This is a genomic window from Proteiniphilum propionicum (assembly GCF_022267555.1).
GTDB lineage: Bacteria > Bacteroidota > Bacteroidia > Bacteroidales > Dysgonomonadaceae > Proteiniphilum > Proteiniphilum propionicum.
Window position 1 is genome coordinate 3,687,844 of the sequence record NZ_CP073586.1, and the last position, 19,721, is coordinate 3,707,564.

Annotated in this window: 11 protein-coding genes; 9 read left to right on the forward strand and 2 right to left on the reverse strand. The window is 39.5% G+C overall.

The window, feature by feature from the left end; translation table 11 throughout:
* Positions 1–10 precede the first annotated feature (10 nt).
* From KDN43_RS15355 to KDN43_RS15370, 4 genes are all read left to right on the forward strand, one after another.
* Entirely contained in the window at positions 11–475 is a 465-nt protein-coding gene (locus tag KDN43_RS15355) for a DUF1896 domain-containing protein (RefSeq protein WP_238867477.1), read from the forward strand.
* On the forward strand, positions 462–6,812 hold the full coding sequence (locus KDN43_RS15360; protein WP_238867478.1) for a MutS N-terminal domain-containing protein: 6,351 nt from the start codon (positions 462–464) through the stop codon (positions 6,810–6,812). Before KDN43_RS15355 ends, KDN43_RS15360 begins: the two co-directional genes overlap by 14 nt.
* A 287-nt stretch (positions 6,813–7,099) precedes the next feature.
* Positions 7,100–7,723, forward strand: coding sequence for a TetR/AcrR family transcriptional regulator (locus KDN43_RS15365; protein WP_238867479.1), 624 nt, complete (start codon positions 7,100–7,102; stop codon positions 7,721–7,723).
* A gap of 42 nt (positions 7,724–7,765) precedes the next feature.
* Positions 7,766–8,377, forward strand: coding sequence for a TetR/AcrR family transcriptional regulator (locus KDN43_RS15370; RefSeq protein ID WP_238867480.1), 612 nt, complete (start codon positions 7,766–7,768; stop codon positions 8,375–8,377).
* Positions 8,378–8,401: 24 nt separating this feature from the next.
* Here the strand turns inward: KDN43_RS15370 and KDN43_RS15375 are convergent, their stop codons facing one another.
* Together KDN43_RS15375 and KDN43_RS15380 are read right to left on the reverse strand one after the other, a co-directional pair.
* Positions 8,402–10,108 (reverse strand): transposase, encoded by a 1,707-nt coding sequence (locus KDN43_RS15375; RefSeq protein ID WP_092120838.1) that lies wholly within the window; start codon positions 10,106–10,108, stop codon positions 8,402–8,404.
* A gap of 416 nt (positions 10,109–10,524) precedes the next feature.
* On the reverse strand, positions 10,525–12,033 hold the full coding sequence (locus KDN43_RS15380; protein ID WP_238867481.1) for an IS5 family transposase: 1,509 nt from the start codon (positions 12,031–12,033) through the stop codon (positions 10,525–10,527).
* A gap of 141 nt (positions 12,034–12,174) precedes the next feature.
* Here KDN43_RS15380 and KDN43_RS16630 point away from each other — a divergent pair, with 141 nt between their 5' ends.
* The 5 genes from KDN43_RS16630 (at position 12,175) to KDN43_RS15400 (ending at position 19,699) form a co-directional block, all read left to right on the forward strand.
* Complete coding sequence (locus tag KDN43_RS16630; RefSeq protein ID WP_407681798.1) at positions 12,175–12,600, forward strand: GNAT family N-acetyltransferase; 426 nt, start codon at positions 12,175–12,177, stop codon at positions 12,598–12,600.
* A 260-nt stretch (positions 12,601–12,860) separates the two neighbouring features.
* The gene (locus KDN43_RS15385; RefSeq protein WP_238867482.1) at positions 12,861–13,334 is read left to right on the forward strand and encodes a DUF4372 domain-containing protein; all 474 of its coding nucleotides are present in this window, start codon (positions 12,861–12,863) and stop codon (positions 13,332–13,334) included.
* Entirely contained in the window at positions 13,318–13,980 is a 663-nt protein-coding gene (locus tag KDN43_RS15390) for an IS4 family transposase (protein WP_238867483.1), read from the forward strand. The genes KDN43_RS15385 and KDN43_RS15390 overlap by 17 nt, the downstream gene beginning before the upstream one ends.
* Before the next feature lie 64 nt (positions 13,981–14,044).
* Positions 14,045–16,360, forward strand: coding sequence for a carboxypeptidase-like regulatory domain-containing protein (locus tag KDN43_RS15395; protein WP_238867484.1), 2,316 nt, complete (start codon positions 14,045–14,047; stop codon positions 16,358–16,360).
* A 978-nt stretch (positions 16,361–17,338) separates the two neighbouring features.
* Complete coding sequence (locus KDN43_RS15400; RefSeq protein ID WP_238867485.1) at positions 17,339–19,699, forward strand: outer membrane beta-barrel protein; 2,361 nt, start codon at positions 17,339–17,341, stop codon at positions 19,697–19,699.
* Positions 19,700–19,721 lie beyond the last annotated feature (22 nt).

Genomic DNA, 19,721 nt, shown 5'->3' on the forward strand with positions numbered 1-19,721 from the left:
AACAAACAAAATGACAACAACAAAAACCACCACTACGAAAGACGAGCGTGAAGACCTGTCCTATTTCACGCTCACATTGCAATCTTTCCTGAACGAAAGTTTTCCCGAGTTGGCAAACGACAAAACGTTTATCGAAGAACGTTCCGAGCTAGCCGCACAAACTTACGCCGATGCACTTCTGGCAGGACATACACATCCCGAAGCATCGGAACTTTCCAATGAAGTACTCTATGAAGGACTGCACTTCTCCAAATTCGATATGCTGTTCAAGGTTATCTGCAACGAGTTTGACAGCCAAATGCCGGATGACGAACTGCGACCGTTCGCAATGAAAATGTATCCGCTTTGCACGGATGTTTTCAGCAAATATTCCACGAACGAACCGGAATTTGCCGACAGTGCCGATTACGAGTTGCTTTACACCGAACTCACGGGAACCGTAGCCATCCATATCGAAGAGAATGGCTTATGGTAAAAAGGCGCATTTAATCGACAATATTGAAGCAATCGCTACCGTTTTCCGGCTTGAAAAAGAAAAACGGAAAGCCACCGCATCCGAACGTGAAATCCTATCCCGATACAGCGGTTTCGGCGGATTGAAATGTATTCTCAATCCTGCTCGAACGCTTGAAGACGCATCTCGTTGGAGTAAGTCTGAATTGGACCTGTTTCCGCAGGTTGCCGATTTGCATCGCCTGATACGGGAAAATTCACAGGATGAGCGGACGTACAATCGCTATATGGACAGTTTGAAACAGTCCGTACTCACGGCATTTTATACCCCGCCCGCGGTAGTGGAAAGCCTTGCTCAAACGTTGCGTAACCACGGAATTACGCCCGCCCGACTGCTCGAACCATCGGCAGGAACGGGTATCTTTGTCGATGCCTTCAATCCCGGGAATTCCGTAGAAACCATAGCTTTCGAGAAGGATTTGCTCACGGGAAAAATTTTGCAACACCTGCATCCCGACGCGAATGTACGCATTGAAGGATTTGAGAATATCGAAGCCAAATGGCTTGGCTCGTTCGATTTAGTGGCGAGCAATATCCCGTTCGGCGATGTATCGGTTTTCGACTTGTCCTATTCACGTGGCAAGTCCATTGCCAAACAGCAAGCCGCCCGAAGCATTCACAACTATTTTTTCCTGAAAGGATTGGACTGCTTGCAAGAGGGTGGCATTTTGGCTTTTATCACTTCGCAAGGCGTGATGAACAGCGACCGCAATGCCCCAATTCGTGAGTATCTAATGGAGAACAGCCGATTGATTTCGGCGGTACGGTTGCCGAATAATCTGTTTTCGGATTATGCGGGAACGGATGTCGGCACCGATTTGATTGTGTTGCAAAAACAATCGGGGAAAGGTGTTTCCAATGATATCGAACGGAGTTTTATTGAAACCACCAATGAGGATATTTCAATAAACAGCTTGTTTACCGATATGTCCAGAAATATCCATACCACGCGCGACCGTTCCACCGACTTGTACGGAAAACCCGCTTGGGTTATGCGACACGAAGGCGGTATAGACGGCATTGCGAGCGATTTGGAGAAAACCCTGACAAAACAAATACGGCAGTCCCATTTGGATATCTCGCTATTTGAAAATCGACAACGAAAATCGACTTTCTCTTTTTCCTTGCCCAAGTCCGTTAAAGACAAAAACCAATCCATTGAGCAAAAAGATGACACGGAAATAGTTGAAAACGCATACGATTTAATTCCCGAACAACTAATCGGAGAACTGCCGAAACCTTACGATACTGATGATGGGAAACCCATCGGCGACAAAACAGCGCATCTGCGTTTTTTCTTTCCGATGGGTGCATACACGGCTTACGTATTGGAACACGAGTCAAAAACAGGCGAACTTTTTACCCTGACTACAATGGACGGCAGGGATTGGGAGCTTGGCTACGCTTCATTGGATGAAATTCGTTCCATCAATATTGGTGGTTTGAAAGTAGAGCGGGATTTATATTTCGAGCCTACTCAACTGAAAAACATTCGTGAATTAAAAGATTACGTGGGCAATCGCTTTACGCCCGAAATTGTCGATACCGAAATTATAAAAGACAAATCGGTTGAAACAAAACAGGAAAACCGTCAAGCCGAAACATTTCAAATCCCGTCAGAGTACGTCCAAATCAAAAAGAAACATCCCGAAGCCGTAGTACTTTTTAGGGTAAACGAATATTACGAAGCCTATCATGTCGATGCCGAAAAAGTATCGCCTGTCCTTGATTTGCCTCTCATTCAAAACAGCAAAAATGATAACATGAAAATCCGTTTCAAAAGTCACGAACTGGATGCGATGTTGCCCCAATTGGTACGTTCCGGATTACGAGTTGCCATTGCCGATATATTGGAGCAGAAAATTGAAAACAAGATTTTTAATAATAACAGTCAAAAGGAACAAGAAAAAGAGCAAGAGCTAAAATTAAAGGAAAACAATAATCCACCGGAACCACCCGAACAAGAAAACCCTGCGCTTACGTTGTACGATTTGTTCGGTTTTTCTGAGCAGGAACGTTCACAAATAAAACCACAAAAAAAAGGACAAAAACAATTTAATAATTGGGCGAAACAAGCGATCGTTATTACGCCAAAACCGATTGTCCCTTCAAACGGAAAATTACCACGTCCGAATCAAGAAATCATGAATAACGTTCTTGAAACGGCTTTAAGTGCATCGGGTACATCCGGGTTACAATCGGCACAAGCTGTTTCAACAACAACGGAAATTGAAACATTGACAACAGAAAAACTTCCTACTACGGAAGAGATGCTCGACGCATTTTTTGCTGAAATGGACCCGTACAGTTCAAGTAATTATATAGATGAATGGCGGTTGGAAATACAGCATGAAGCAAGGCTTAAAAAGGCAGGACAATTACCTGAAAAGAAGGTGGCTGTTGAGAAGTCAAATAAAACCTTAAATAACAACAACTCGACCACAGCCGTTCAAACCAATCTTTTTGACACGAAAGAAACTTTATCCTTTGCATCCCGTTTATTCCCTAATGAATGGAAACAGCATTATCGTGAAGGCTGTTTGGTTGTCGATTTGGGACAAGTAGGTTTTTTGAAAAAGGACGAAAACGACCGAACGTTTTTTCATCCCTTGGAAGTCAATGTCAAACAGCAAAACCGTATCGAAAGTTATATTTCGGTGCGGGATGCCTACAAGAATTTATACGCTGTTGAAGCCGAAAACAGTTTGGCTCACCCTGTCATGCGAAATGATCTGAATCGCTTTTACGACGACTTTACTCGAAAATTTGGTTGGTTGAATACAGCCGAAAACTTGAAAGTCATCAAGATGGACACCGCCGGAAGTGATATGCCGTTTTTGGAACGCAATATTGGCGGTGTATGGCAGAAAGCCGATATTTTCAGTCGTCCTGTTTCATTTGCCACACAGGAAATCACAAAAGTGGATACCGTGGAAGAAGCTCTTTCGGCATCGCTCAACAAGTTCGGAACAGTTGACTTGGATTATATGGCAAATCTGTACGACAGTTCCCGTGAAGAGTTGAAAACCGAACTTCACGGACGTGTTTTTTTCAATCCGTTGGAAAAAGAGTATCAAATTGCCGACAAGTTTATTGCCGGAAACGTGGTGGTAAAAGCCAAAGCGGTGGAAAGGTATGTAAAGAACCACCCCGATGACGCCGAATCAGCTTTTTCCCTAAAAGCCCTGCAGGATGCCTTTCCGCAGCGTATCGAGTTTGAAGAGTTGGATTTCAATCTTGGCGAGCGGTGGATACCGGCAGAAATTTACGGCCGTTTCGCATCCGACCTGTTCGATACCGATGTAGAGATAAAATATATAGACTCTTTGGATGATTTTTCGGTGAATTGTTCCCGAAAAAACTATACTATTTGGACAAAATACGCCACCCGTTCCGAAAGCAGGACGTACGACGGCATCGCCCTGCTCAAACATGCCTTGGTAAATACTACTCCCGATATAACCAAAAAAGTGATGGAGGACGGCAAGGAAACGAAAGTTCGTGACGGCGAAGCCATTCAAGCTGCCAATGCTAAAATCGACGAAATACGCGAAGCTTTTTCCGAATGGCTGCAGGCACAAAACAGCGAATTTAAAGAACGTCTGACAACGATGTACAACGAGAAATTCAACTGTTTTGTCCGTCCCCGATACGACGGTTCGTTACAAACGTTCCCTGGGTTAAACCGCAAAAATGTAAATATCGAAGATTTATACGACAGTCAGAAAGATGCGGTTTGGATGCTGAAAATGAACGGCGGCGGCATTTGCGATCATGAGGTCGGCGCAGGTAAAACGCTGATAATGTGCTGTGCGGCACAAGAAATGAAACGTTTGGGATTGGCTAACAAACCGATGATAATCGCCTTGAAAGCCAACGTGCACGAGATTGCCGAAACTTACCGGAAAGCCTACCCCGATGCCAAGATTATGTATCCCGGCAAAGCCGATTTCACGCCCGAAAAACGGCAGCGGATTTTCGGGGACATCAAAAACAACGATTGGGATTGTGTTATTCTAACGCATGAACAGTTCGGAATGCTTCCGCAATCTCCCGAAATACAGCAGGAAATTTTACAAAAAGAGTTGGACAGCGTGGAAGAAAACTTGGAAGTGTTGCGTTCGCAAGGCAAAGAGATATCGCGTGCAATGGAAAAAGGGCTTATTGTAAGGCAAAACAATCTTACCGTGAAGCTGAAAACGTTGGCTCACGATATTGCTAACCGCAAAGACGATGTAAGCGATTTCAAAATGATGGGAATAGACCATCTGTTTGTCGATGAGAGCCATCAGTTCAAAAACCTGATGTTTACCACCCGCCACAATCGCGTGGCAGGCTTGGGCAACAGTGAAGGCAGTCAGCGGGCAATGAATATGCTTTTTGCCATCCGTACCATTCAAGAACGGACGGGCAAGGATTTGGGAGCAACTTTCCTTTCGGGAACAACCATTTCCAATTCGTTAACGGAATTGTATCTTTTATTCAAATATTTACGTCCCAAAGCATTGGAAGAACAAAACATCCATTCGTTTGACGCATGGGCTGCCATTTATGCCAAGAAAACCACCGATTATGAGTTTTCGGTAACGAATAATATCGTACAGAAAGAGCGTTTTCGTTATTTTATCAAAGTCCCGGAGCTGGCACAATTTTACAACGAGATTACCGATTATCGTACAGCCAAAGACATCGGGATAGACCGTCCCGAAAAGCAGGAAATCCTGCACCATATTCCGCCTACCCCACAGCAGGAAGAGTTTATTCAAAAATTGATGAAGTTTGCCCAAACAGGTGATGCCACTATTTTAGGTCGTCCAAAGTTGTCGGAAAATGAAGAAAAAGCCAAAATGCTTATCGCTACCGATTACGCCCGCAAGATGAGTCTGGATATGCGCATGATAAGTCCTCACTACGATGATCACGTGGATAACAAAGCGAGCCATTGCGCTAAAAACATTGCCGATTATTACCAAAAATACAATCCGCAAAAAGGAACACAGTTTGTCTTTTCGGATTTGGGAACGTTCAAGTCCAACAGCGAATGGAGCGTTTATTCGGAGATCAAGCGCAAATTGGTGGAAAATCACGGCATTCCGGCAAGTGAGATTCGTTTTATTCAAGAAGCCAAGACGGACAAAGTTCGCAAACAGTTTTTTGCCGATATGAATGCCGGAAAAATAAGGGTGCTGTTCGGTTCCACAAGCATGCTCGGAACGGGCGTAAATGCTCAAAAACGGGCGGTTGCCGTGCATCATCTCGATACGCCGTGGCGACCGAGCGATTTGCAGCAGCGCGACGGCCGTGCCGTCCGCAAAGGGAACGATATTGCCAAAAATTTTGCCGGCAATAACGTGGATGTGGTTATTTATGCTGTAGAACGTTCGTTGGACAGCTATAAATTCAACCTGCTACATAATAAACAACTGTTTATCGACCAACTCAAAACCAATCGTTTGGGTAAGCGTACCATCGACGAGGGCAGTCTGGATGAGCAGTCGGGCATGAGTTTTTCGGAATATGTGGCCATTCTTTCGGGTAATACCGATCTGTTGGATAAGGCACGGCTGGAAAGACAAATTGCCTCATTGGAAAGTGAGCGGCGCAGTTTCAACCAGTCCAGGGCGCAATCGCGAATTAAACTGGAGGGCATGGTCAATGAAATTGAAGCTTCACGGTATAGGATATCGCTGTTGGAGAAAGATCAAAAGCACCTGTCGGAGCGTATTCAAAAGAACGAGTTCGGCGAAATATTAAACCCAATCCGCTTAAACGGCTTACCCGAAAACGCGACCGTAAAGCAGATTGGTGAAAAACTCAACCGCTTGTCGGAAAATGCCCGCACGCACGGATTTTATGAGGAGATTGGTTCGCTGTACGGTTTCAAACTGCTGGTAAAAACGGAGACAAGTATGAAAGACGGATTTGACTTCAAGGAAAATCGGTTCTTTGTCGAAGGAGATGGAGGTATCAAATACACCTATAACAACGGAATAATGGCAACTGACCCGAAGCTGGCATCCATGAACTTTCTGAACGCTTTGCAGAAAATTCCGACGCTTATCGACAACGAACACAAACGCATTGCCAAAGAAGAAAGCAGTCTGCCGGTATTGCAGGAAGTGGTAAATGGTCTCTGGAAAAAGGAGGAACAACTGAAAGAACTCAAAAAAAAATTGAACGAAGTGGATAAAAAGATTTTGACGGAAATTACAGCGGAAAAAGAGGGGAAAAAGGAAGAGGTTGAAAAGAAGGTGAAAACGGAGGGGGAAGATAAAATAGGGTATGGGGTGAAGATGTAGTAAAGTTTTACGTTTAAAAAACTCCTCAGAAACTTTTCAAACTTAATATATGAGTATTCAAATCCTTTTTATATTTTTGCAAACAAATACTTTTCTTTGAAGAGTAAATATTGAACATTCGTATTTATTCGTAACGAAAAACGGGCAAATTTTTCAATAGGAAACGAGATAAATACGCATGACTATCGTCATATAATGACGGTACGAGTCTGCTTATTATCGTTTTCTTGGATGCCCGTCCATTCGTTACGTAATAAGTTTGATCTCGTACCGTTTTATTTTACTAAATGATTACTAACTTAGATAATCCTGCTAACAAAGATACAAAACAATTCTTGTTGGAAGTATCTTTCAAGGTGTTTATATCAAAAGAATATGGACAAGTAACATTTGATTATTTAACTTCATTAACAGAATACACGAAAGGGATATTTTTTTATTATTTTGAAAATAAAACGGATTTATACTGTCAAATGATGGACAAGTACTTTTTTTCGCGGTTAAATCCTCGATATCCTATTCACACAGTTGAAATTAAATCTTTCAATGATTTTCTTAAGCATAAGATTAGGCGTCATATAGAGACAAACCACTGGTTTCATCAAAACGGGATAGAGGATAACCCTTTTACAATAATGCAACATTTGTTTGCCCAAGCCGTGATGAGATACCCCAATTTTAAAACCAAATATAAATCATTATCAGACCCTTATTTTAAAGAATGGCATAATGCTATTGAAATCGGTAAAAAAAATGGAGAAATACCTTTAACTTACGATACTAATAGTACGGCTATCTGTTTAGATGCGTTGTTTCAATCGTTTCCATTCCAAACCGCAGAAATGCCCTTATACAATAATATTTTTCAAGCCTTGAAAAATATGGGTATATTAAATGTGTTTAATATTTGAATGTTACTGAATTAATGATAACTTTGCACAAAAAATATTGTGATGGCAAAAAGAGTTAGAAATAGTAAAGAAGTATCCATAGAAAAGATTTTGGATGTAGCGTTTCTCTTTTACGCAACCAAACCATACGACAAAGTAGTATTTGAAGAAATGGCAAAATCCACCGACATTACAAGCGGAGGCATCTTCTATCATTTTAAAAGCAAACAAGCTCTGTTTGAGCAAATGTGTGATAAATTCCTTCTGGAAGAAACATCAATGTTTTTAAAATTAGAAAAATATGAAGGCGAGACATTTGAAGAATACATTGAACTATATATTAATGTATTGAAAGAACAAAAAAACAAAGCAAAAGAATTGGGTGTCGATAATCTTAACATGGCTCTAATCAATATTACTAATCAAGCACTTTTTTACTATCCCGAATTTGCAGAAAAAGGTCAGAAATGGGTTGATTTGCAAATAGCACAATGGAGAAAGGTATTAATAAAATCTATGGTGAAAGGAGAAATAAATGACAATATTGATGTGGATCTTGTAGCCCGGCTATTCGAGGATATCTATTGTGGTCTATCTTATTTATCCATTGCAAATAAAGATGGAATTGATCTCTGTAAATTAAGAGAAAGCTTTGTCTTTTTATATGATTCTTGAGTCTGCTCTGAAAACCCCATTTTTTCAAATTGCTGAAAAATGAAGTTTAACCGGACAAATGTGATTGTTTTTATTAATTGAAAGTATGTTTACAATAATATACATATTGAAACATAAATTAATTATATATTGTGGCAGTTTTTGCCAAAAAAGCGCTCTTTGACTTATTCGCGTCATATAATTCACTATCCTGACGAAGTTTATCCACAACGAGCGGGAGTATGCCCATAGTTTGTGCTTGGCAAGTGACCTGTAACGGCTCTTGTCATTCGGGTAATGGTATCCTAACTGGAAAATGCTTGCTTCGACATTGTTCCTGATATTTTTTTCATCTATCGGGATATCGTCCAATTTCTTCCTCAGAGCGGCAGCCCTGAGGTTATCCTCATCGAAGTAGCGGTATTTTCCTTCTTCAGTCTTGATCCTCCATTTCCTCTGTGTTTTGTCTTTGCGGAGTTTTACCCGTTGTGCCTGTATTGTTGTTCCTGTTTTGTTGTCGGTTACTATTAAATTGATTTCATTCTGTTCGTCCAAACGGATGTCATATCTCGGTGCGGGGCCTTGCATGCCTGTGAGTATCAGCTCGATGCCATTTTTATCGCTTTGGCAATACTCCTGATTATCAGCACTGTGGTAAGCCCCGTCGGCATATACTTTCTCTATTTTGTCGGATATTATTTCCTGTGTCCGATCCAGGGCTTGTTCAAGGAAGCCGTTGTCCGGAGCCGATGCCACCGTTACCTCGGTATCGGTTATCAGGTTCAATGCCGTATCTTTGTCATCTCCCGGTTGGTCGCATGTCTCGGTGACGTTCACCGAATACCCTTTGACCTTGTTGCCGTCTTTGTCACGGTAATGGCAGTCGGTGTCATGGGGTGACTGTATGGATTTGGCGCTGACTTTCTCCTTTTCCAGAGGAACGACAGTTTTGTCCCTGCCAACCGAGTATTGTTGTTCGAAAACCGCTTTAAGGGTCTGGTAATGACCATAGTCATGCTTCTTGAAGAGCCCTATAAAACGGTACATCAGTTTGCCCAGTTCAACGAACCTGGCATCAACCTCGGCCTTTGTACTGCGGTACACCACCTTGTTGCCCGTTTCACCCTGTATGCTTTCGATAAGGGAAAACATCTCTTTGGACAGGCTCTTATTGAAGATATGTTCCTCCCTTTCATTGATAAACAGACGCAGGGTTTCATGAATCAACTCGTAACGGGAGTACCAGGCGATATTGCTGCCGACCAGTTTACTGTCCATGCGCACCTGCTTGCCGCTCACCTCAAACTCCAATAGCTGGTCACGGGTGATTTGCCCCTGGCACTTTTTGAACAGGTCTTCGCCGTGTTCCCTTGCATAGTCAACCAGATTGCGACGGAAAAGGTAGTAAGTGGATGAAACAGGCTCAGCGTCCTCTAACGACATCAGACCCAGAGCACTGCGAACAAGTAAATTGTATGCGCAGTTCTCAAACAATTGTGCGTCGCTCCATCCCTGGCCTTCCTTGAGGATCATCATACCGACCAAAATACGGATAGAGGCATTAGGAGCCCCCGTTCCATTAGAATAAAGTGGTCTGAAAATAGACTCATCCACACGCATTACAACATGGTTTCGGAACCGGTTATGCCAGGAGTCATTTTTTAGGTATTCTTTCTTCTTAGAGTCTCTGAAGTACTCCGTCGGTGATGAAAAAATGCCCAATTGAGGGTTTTCGTCCGATTTTTTGAACATATTATACAGTTTTAAGCCCTACTAAGGTAGTGAATAATAGCTATATACGCAAATATTTCAAAGAACTTTTCAGGTGAAATTTACCTGATTTATAAAATTTATTGTACAAAAAATTTTAAACTAAATTATCACTCCGACTTTTCGGAGCGGACTCATTCTTTAAAAAAATAACTTTTCGTTATTTTTTTTGCTGTATTTTTGACTATGCATTAAGTAACTAAAAACAAAAAAAAGATTTTAAGCATAATAATTACGAGCAGATATGTCCATTTATAATTGTCAAACTGGAGTCATTGTTTTCTAATTAATAATATCATAATGGAAAATTTATTACTAAGGAATCTTACTGTTAATGACGCTCAAAATTACTTATCTTTTGCTCAGAGTATAATTAGGGTCTGCTTACTAATTCCCAATCAGGCACACAATTTCATTTGTGTCCCGAGTGGATAAATGTTTATATTTCTCACTTTCATCAGTTTCGATAGAAACGAGACAAAATAAGACAGGGGAATATCCCTCATATGTCGGATCAGGTTCATCACAAAAATGATAGCCCCTATCCAACTGTTTGATGTCGTGGCCAATCTGGCGCGGATATCATTTAAACCATATCCACGTTTCCCCTGACCAAACTTCCCTTCAACCTGATTGCGTTCCGCCGCTTCTCGTCGCTCTTTACGTTTTTGGTATCTGCTCTTTATCTCTTTTACCGGTTTTCGTCCCAGTGGCTCCCCGGTGTAGCGGATTCTTTTCTCTTTCAAAAACCGTCTGTTCTCCCGGGTGAGATAAATCTTATCCACCTGAACCAGCTCCGGGTATTTCCCTGTCAGTTCCCTAAAGCGTTCGACCTGTGCCTGAAGATCCTGCCCCTCGTTAAAGGCATCCCAGTCAAAATGATCCACCCTGGCATATCCATCCAGCAGGCTGATGTTGATCTTGGCGCCAAACTCCGTCTTGGCCTTGGCCTTGCCACGCACGATGGGACGTACATGCGGCTGATGAATGCTCACGATGCGATCTTCTACTTGATGGCTCTTCTTCTTGTACATGCTCTCCTGTTGTTCCAGCAGATGCTGGATAACAAAAAAATATTTCAGTTGCCGCCTGTCAAAAGGAACCGGTTCATCCTTTATGGTGTCCAGCATCTCATTGATAGTCCGTACATCCCGTTTCAGATAGTTGATCTGTTTGCGTATCGCCTTTCGTAAAACGTTGGCAGACTTTCTCTTCATCTTCGATACATTCAAAAAATCCTTGCGTGCAACCCTTCTGTATGTACGGGGTTTATCTTTAATACCCAGTTTCAAACACAACTCATCGATCAGCTCTTCTGCCTTCTGGCGGCTCTCGTTCAACAAATCCAGGTCAGTGGGATACTTGATATCCGCATCACAGACCGTTGCATCCAATTGAAGCTTCCCCTTGTTCCCGGGATGAGGATCAGGGTCGTCATCATTATCATCTTCTTTATCCTTCGTAACCGTGTCAGCCTTTTCTTGTTTTGTCTCAGCTTTTAGCTTCAACCCTTTTCTTATCAAGTCGTCCGTCAATGATTCAAAGACGTCCAGATCGATTCGTTTCCTGATGGAAACCAGCAGCGAGGGCGTCATTACCTGTTCATAAGTGAAAGCTTCGAGTCCAAGAAAATACTGCATGTAGGGATTCTCCTGGATCATCTCTATCACCCCGCGATCGTCCGTCTTCATGATGTGCTTGATGATGATCACTCCCAGCACAAGCCGGGCATCCTTGGTGGGGGCACCACGGTTGCTCTTGAAGTTCTTGTAGTAAAGCCGGGCGAACTCTTCCCAGGGAACTATTTTTGAAAGAACAACCCACCGGTTATTCTCATCCAGTTTTGCCTCAAAAGGCATCTTGAACTCGGATATTGAAAGCTGTCTGGAGCTCTTGTATCGTATCATAAAATGCAAGGTTTATGAAGTAAAAATACTCAATTTCTTGCAGTTATGCAAATTTTATATCGTTTAATTTGCTGATTTTCAGAATAAATATCTATTATTCAGCAGACCCTAATTAATGAAGAAATTTTTTCTATAACTTCTATAGATGATTTTAAATATACTGTAGAGGAAGAAAAAGAATGGATTGAGTCAGTATTAAAAAATAAAAATAATATCTGTTTAATTGCAGAGTATCAAAACAAAATCATTGGAAATATTAATATTCTTCAATACAAAGAAAAAAAATTAGCCCATGTCGCTGATTTAACAATCAATATTGATAAGAAATTTAGAAATAAGGGGATTGGTAAATCAATGTTTGAGGCGGCTTTCCTTAGAGTAAAAGATAATAATAATATAAAAAAAATAACACTCCAAGTTTTCGAAAATAATTATAGAGCAATACACCTGTATGAATTAAATGGATTCAAAAAAGAGGGATTATTGATTAATCAAATATGCATCAATAATCACTTTTTCAATTTAGTTTTAATGGGAATAAATATAAATTCTGAAACATTTTCGTAGAATAAAATTATACAAGAATAGATAATGGTTATCTCAAATAATAAAAATCACGTCATATAGGTGTTTTTAGCTGTCTAATAATTAGTTTGAAGTCTAGCAAATTACCAATCTGTGATGAGTTTTTATTTTCTGGAATTAGTAGCTTTGCGTCGATTTTTAGTATTCGTATATAATGTATTGATATATAAAAATATATAAGCGTTCTTTGATTTTTTGATTTGAATTGACACCCTCGTAATTTTGCATTAAAATGTAAAATTATGAATAAAGGAAGATATCTTTTCTCTCAGGTACTGGATTTCATAGATAAGTATGAATTCAACAAGTGCGTTAAACGCTACTTTGGCAATTACCATGTCAGAGGGTTTGACTGTTGGAATCAGTTCCTGTATCTGTTTTTTGGACAATTGACTTCGCTCGGTTCTCTTCAAAGCATTTGTCTTTGCTTGAAAGCCCACAAGAGAAAGCTGTATCATTTAGGCATAAAAATATCAGTCAATACATCTTCGTTGTCGAGAGCTAACGAGAAACGGGATTGGCGTATTTTCGCCGACTTTGGTAATTATCTGATAAACATCGTGCGTCCGCTTTATACGGATTATCCCATTGCTAACGTAGATATAGACAACGAAATATTTGCTTTGGACTCTACCTCCATATCCTGCAGCATCAATCTTCTGACTTGGGCAGAAGGAAAATATTCGCGTGGAGCAGTAGATGCATACGCTGCTTGATTTACGAGGGAACATTCCGAGTTTTATCCACATCTCAGATGGAAAGTATCATGACAGCAATGTACTTGACATTATGGACTTTCAAAACGGGAGCATCTATTTGATGGACAAGGCTTATGTGGATTTTGAAGCATTGATGCGCATCAATAATGCAGGAGCTTTCTTTGTTACTAGAGCCAAGTCATCCATAAAATACAATGTTGTAGAACAAAACCACAACATAGATGAAACTACCGGATTGAGGGCAGACAAGAATATCGTTCTAACCGTACTGAAATCAAAAAAACTTTATCCCGAAAAACTGCGATTAGTTGAGTTTTATGACAACAAGAACGACGAACTGCTTGTTTTTCTTACAAATAACTTTGAAGTATCATCTCTTGAAGTGGCTTATCTGTATCAAAACAGGTGGCAGATTGAAGTTTTTTTCAAATGGATAAAGCAAAATCTGATTATAAAGAAGTTTTGGGGGCATACTCCAAATGCCGTAAAGATACATTTATGGTCAGCCATCTGTACATGTACAATAGTGGCCTACATCAAGCATTCTTTTGACAAAACACCAATGGCTGAGTTACTCACAGATTCTCAATCCAGTCAAAATGTCAAAGAGCTACCATATGAGTTATTTCTAAATAATTCTTAATTATTAACGCAACAGCAGTAGCAGAAAATTATAAATTTGTCCAAAAATATTGAAAAGAATGTATATGAATAAGACATCTATTATCGCGTTCATATTAATATTTTATCACATAAATTTGAACGCACAACAAATTACAATAAAAGGAAAAGTAATTGATTTTGACTCCAAAAAACCAGTCGAATACGCAACTATTATATTACAAACTGATGATTCCTTATTTATTAAAGGAACCACATCGGGTTTAAATGGGGATTTTATTTTAAATAATTTAGGCGAAAACAATTATCGTATTGTTGTTCATTCTGTTGGTTATGACACATTGAGCATAGACTTATTCAATGTTTTTAAAGCAATAGATTTGGGTTCGTTGATGATAAATCAGAAAACGACTTTGCTTTCTGAAGTTATTGTGCAGTCTTCATCAGTGATTGAAGGATCTTATCGAAAATTGTACTATCCAACTAAAGAACAAATAGTAAAAAGTATAAATGGATTACAATTGACTCAAAGACTTTTACTTCCTCAAATATTTGTCAATACTCAAACTGGACAGATTTTATATACTGGAGAAAAAAAACTCAAGATATTAATCAATGGAATTGAAGCACTCTCTCAGGAAGTCATAGGTATACAACCTGAAAATATAATAAGAATTGATTATTATGAGAATCCAGGAATGCGTTACGGAGAAGATATCGGCATTATTTTAGACTTCATAGTTAAGCAAAGAACAAACGGTGCATTTTTTTCTGCAAATATTCGTGAAACACTAACACACAATTTCACATACGGTCAATTGTCTGGAGGAATAAATTACGGCAAATCACAAATTAAGTTCTATTATTTTTTAAGTCACAATGATATCGAGACCTCTTCATTTAAACACCAAACATTTTTATTTCCATCTGGAAATACTATTTCCAGAAATGAATATGGAGAGAAGAATTGGTGGAAAGAAACAACAAAAATGCCAAATATATCATACTCTTATTATGGTAAGAAAAATACTTTCAATATGAAAACTAACTTTAATAGTTTATTCCAACCACATGATGATCATGAGGGGAAAATTTTAATCCCTGAGATTGACCGATTAACAAACTACAAGATACAGAATAAAGAACAAACTTTTCGCCCTTCCATTGATATTTATTTCACGCGACAAATATCAGACAACCATTTAATAGCTTTAAATGTAGTTGGAACATATAGTAAAAATACAGTCGATTATATATACAATGAAACAGATGAGGATGAGATAATATCAAATATTACAACATTAGTTGATGGAAAGCGTAGTTCCTTAATAGGCGAGATATTTTATGAAAGGAAATATGGTGAAAATTTACTCTCCGTGGGATTACGACATATACAAGGATATACAAAAAATAATTATTCTGGCACTTCAATCTTTAAAACTCAACTACACGACGCTTTTAGTTATGGATTTTTGCAATACAAAGGTAAAATAAAAAAATTAAATTATACAGGAAATATTGGGATACATCGATCATTCTTCAATCAGGAAGGAATAGCTAATATGTATAGTAGGTGGATGATATCACCTATGGTAAATATTAACTATATATTAAGTAACGTGCTTTCATTACGTTACTCATATCAATTAAAAAACATAAATCCATCATTATCTTATTTAAGTGAAGTGGAACGATTAAGAAATAGCTATCAATTAGACAAAGGAAATCCATTATTAAAATCTTATTTGATGCATCACAATGAATTAAGAATCAGTTTTAACCCGTCACCTCTAAGGAGTTCTTTAGTATTAAGTTCATCTTATTATAATAGTCCTATTATGGAGGAAACATCCTTCGATAATTATAGAGATATTTTCATAACTACCTACAATAACCAGAAAAAATTTCATCAATTGAGATTTCAATACAATATAGGAGTGTCATTATTCAACAATCATATTAGTATAAACAGTTACGGTGGTTACAATAAGATAGTTTCTCAGGGACACAACTATGAGCACAGGCGAGATGAGTGGTTTTATTTGTTACAAACTATTGCAGATTATAAAAAGTTATCCCTCACAATAACAATGGTACACTTGCCACAACCATTTTGGGGAGAATCTGTATCGAAAGGATCTTCATATAATGAATATATACTAAGTTACCGTCTTCCCAAGATGCAATTAGGCATTATATCAACAAATCTATTTGGAGAAAAGAATAGAAAATATACCTATAACTTTAGTGCATTAACAAGATTTAAAAATATGCAAAACAATGTAAAAATGTTTCCAAGTTTTGGAATTTATGGTTCTATAAATTTAACTTGGGGAAAACAGAATAATGAGAAGAAACAAAAAATAAATAATTTAGACTCTGAGAACGGAATATTATTATAAACATCCTTCTTGCAAACTTAAAAACTTGATTTTAAAGTTCGGGAACCCGACGGCGACACCATAGAACCGTTACTCGAACAGATGGAAGAGAATAAGTTGAAACTACCCAGAGAACTTAATTTATGACCGTGTAAGCATTATCACCCCCGACAAGCCCAAGGTAAAAGACATCGCTTATCAAAAACGACATAAACATAACAAATGCAGAGCCAGAGCTGCTATTGATCCTATTTTCGGACATCTTAAAAAGGACTTCCGTATGGAACAGTATTACTTGTGGGCTGAAAAAGGCATACAAATCAACGCTTACTTGGCTACAGCGGCTTGAAACTTGAAGAAAATGATGGAAAGGTTGAAGGATGAATTTTTATATTTTATTTTCCGATGGCTTTTCTGACAAGATAAAATATATTTTTCAGCTTCATTTGAATTGATAAGGAACAACTATTAGGGTTTTATTCTTACAATTAAATCATTCAGTATTGCATTAGACATTTTTTGGGAAATCATTTAATCCAACAACTTTAACTCCCAATACCTATAGAGCAGAGGTGGAAAAAAGCATTAAAGACAAGATGACACATTGTAATTATATGATTGATAATTAACAATATTATAATCTATAAAAACTCTACAAAGCAAAGGCAGGCACAATATATTTATGTGTCTGTTTTTTTACCTATACTCTATCCTTTTTGTACAATAATCTTTTTATAAAATAAGTTACTTTGTGTTTGGTAAGTATAAAAATGTTTCCTTATTTTGTAAAAACAAATAAAATTTAAAAAGCACCTTATTTACATGAGATGGAGATAATAGGAATTGCAGACATTTAGCTTTAAATACAAAATCAATAAGTATCACTAAACAAATAAGAAAAGGCACTGAAAAGACTAATTTGCGTGATGACTCGTTAATTATGATGTCTGTTTTTATAGGTGTACTCATAAAAAAAATAAATATAAAAACCAGTTACATATGAAGTATTTCACATTATCCATTTTAGTGATGGCTGTCAACTTGAATTTATCCGCCCAAAGCATTCGTGGAAAGGTGGTTGATACACAAAACCAACCTGTTGAGTTTGCCAATGTTGCTCTTTACTCGTTGCCCGATACCGTGAATCTGACACACGGAGCAGTAACAGACAGCACCGGATTTTACCGGATTTTGGAAGATATTCCTGTCGGCGATTATCGGCTTCGTGCATCGTTTTTAGGATATAAAGCAGCAACTGTCAATTTTCGCCTCTCGGCGCAAAACAGTCCCATTGAGCTGAACTTCACACTCCAACTCGATGAAACGCTCTTAAACGAACTGGTGGTAGAGGGGCAACGTCCGGCGATGAAAGTGGAAGCCGGAAAACTTTCTTATCATATTCCTACGCTGCTGAGAAACAAACCGGTTACCAATGCTTACGATGCGCTGAAAGAAATCCCCGGCGTAATGGAGCAAAATGAACAAATAACCCTGATGGGAGCAAGCGGAATGACTATTTTGCTGAATGGGCGGAAAACATCGATGACTTATGCGCAACTGATGACGTTACTGCGTTCAACACCGCTTTCGCAGGTGGAAGATGTGGAAATTATGTATAGCGCTCCACCGCAATACAACATTCGCGGAGCAGCCATCAATGTGATATTGAAACAGCAAACAGGAGAAGACGACCGCCCCCTTTGGCAGGGCGAAGTGGCGGGGGAATATCGCCAACGAACACACGCGGGCGGAAACGGACGCGCAAATATAACGTATAGAGCGAAACGCGCATCCTTCGACGCGCTCTATTCTTATGGCAATTACCATACATTCAACAAAGAAGAACTCACGGCTGAACATACGATGAATAATACCGTGTACGCTATTGACCAACTCAGCGAAGGAACGAATACATATCAGGTTCACAACACACGCTTGGCATTTGATTACGTTTTTGATAATAAAGACAAGATGGATGTCTCTTACACGGGAATGTTTGATACATCAAGCTCAAACCGAACAGCAACAACCCATATTTCGGGAACGCCAACCGACACCAAAACAACTTCCGAAGGACCTTCGTCGATGCACAACATAAGAGCCGATTATACCTTTCATTTCAGACTAAATATCGGTGCGGATTATACGTTTTACAAAGATGACTCGGAGTATTTTATGCAAAATTCGGTGCTATCATCCTTGCCTGCTCAAGTTCTTACCTATAAGTCCAAACAAGAAATCCGGCGGAATAATTTCTATGCCAACCAATCGCACTCACTCCAAAACAAGTGGGGTGTCAACTATGGTTTGAGCTATTCGGGCGCGCAAAGCAAAAACCGTTCCAACGCCCTAATGGACAATGCCGAATTTGAAGAAGCATCCTTCGACACGCAACAACAGGAAGATATTTGGAATTTCTTTGCCGGTTTTTCCAAATCGTTTTCCGAACGGCTGTCGCTTGAAGCATCATTGGCATTGGAGTATTATAAATCGACAGAAACATCAAAAGGCATTACCCAAAAACTGTGGGACGATACGGCTTGGTTTCCCACTCTTAACGCGAGTTACAGACCATCGCTCAACCACACGTTTCAGTTGGCGGTATCGTCCGACAAAAGTTATCCGTCGTATTGGAGCTTGAATCCGAGTATCTATTATTTCAGTTCTTACGGTGTAACGTACGGCAATCCGCACCTTCGCCCGCAACGTAATTACAGCGTGGGATTGACCTATATCTTCAAGCGCAAATATGTGTTTCGTCCTTATATGAATTATATGCCCGATTATTTTGTGCAATTGCCGTATCAATCGCCCCACAAATTGGAGCAAATATTTATGGAACAAAACTACACATTCAGGCAAAACATCGGGTTGTTGGGAGTTGTACCGTTCAATATTGGGAAACGGATTTCTTCACGCGTTGTGGCCAACGTGATGTATTGGCACGAGAAAGACGATGAGTTTTTCGATATTTCGTTCGATCGTAAAACGGTGATGGGTGTGTTGCAAATGAACCACGACATTGCATTGTCGGCCAAACCCGATATAAAGATGAACGTTTCGGGATACGTTACCACACCATCGGGTATTCAGGGTATTTATGATTTGGGAGCATCGGGAAATCTGTCCGGTGCACTCACTTGGACTTTCGACAAAAACCGCGCGACACTCATTTTCAAAACTGACGACGTTCTCGGTACGCGCACGCCTGTAGCTTCCATCGATTATCAAGGACAGAAAAGCCAATTAAAGGCGTTTCGCGATACACGCACCTTTTCGCTTTCGTTGGTATATCGGTTCGGTGGATATGAAGAGAGCGATCGCAAAGAGGTGGATTCATCGCGGTTTGGAACAAATTGATTTTATGATGAATATTGATATA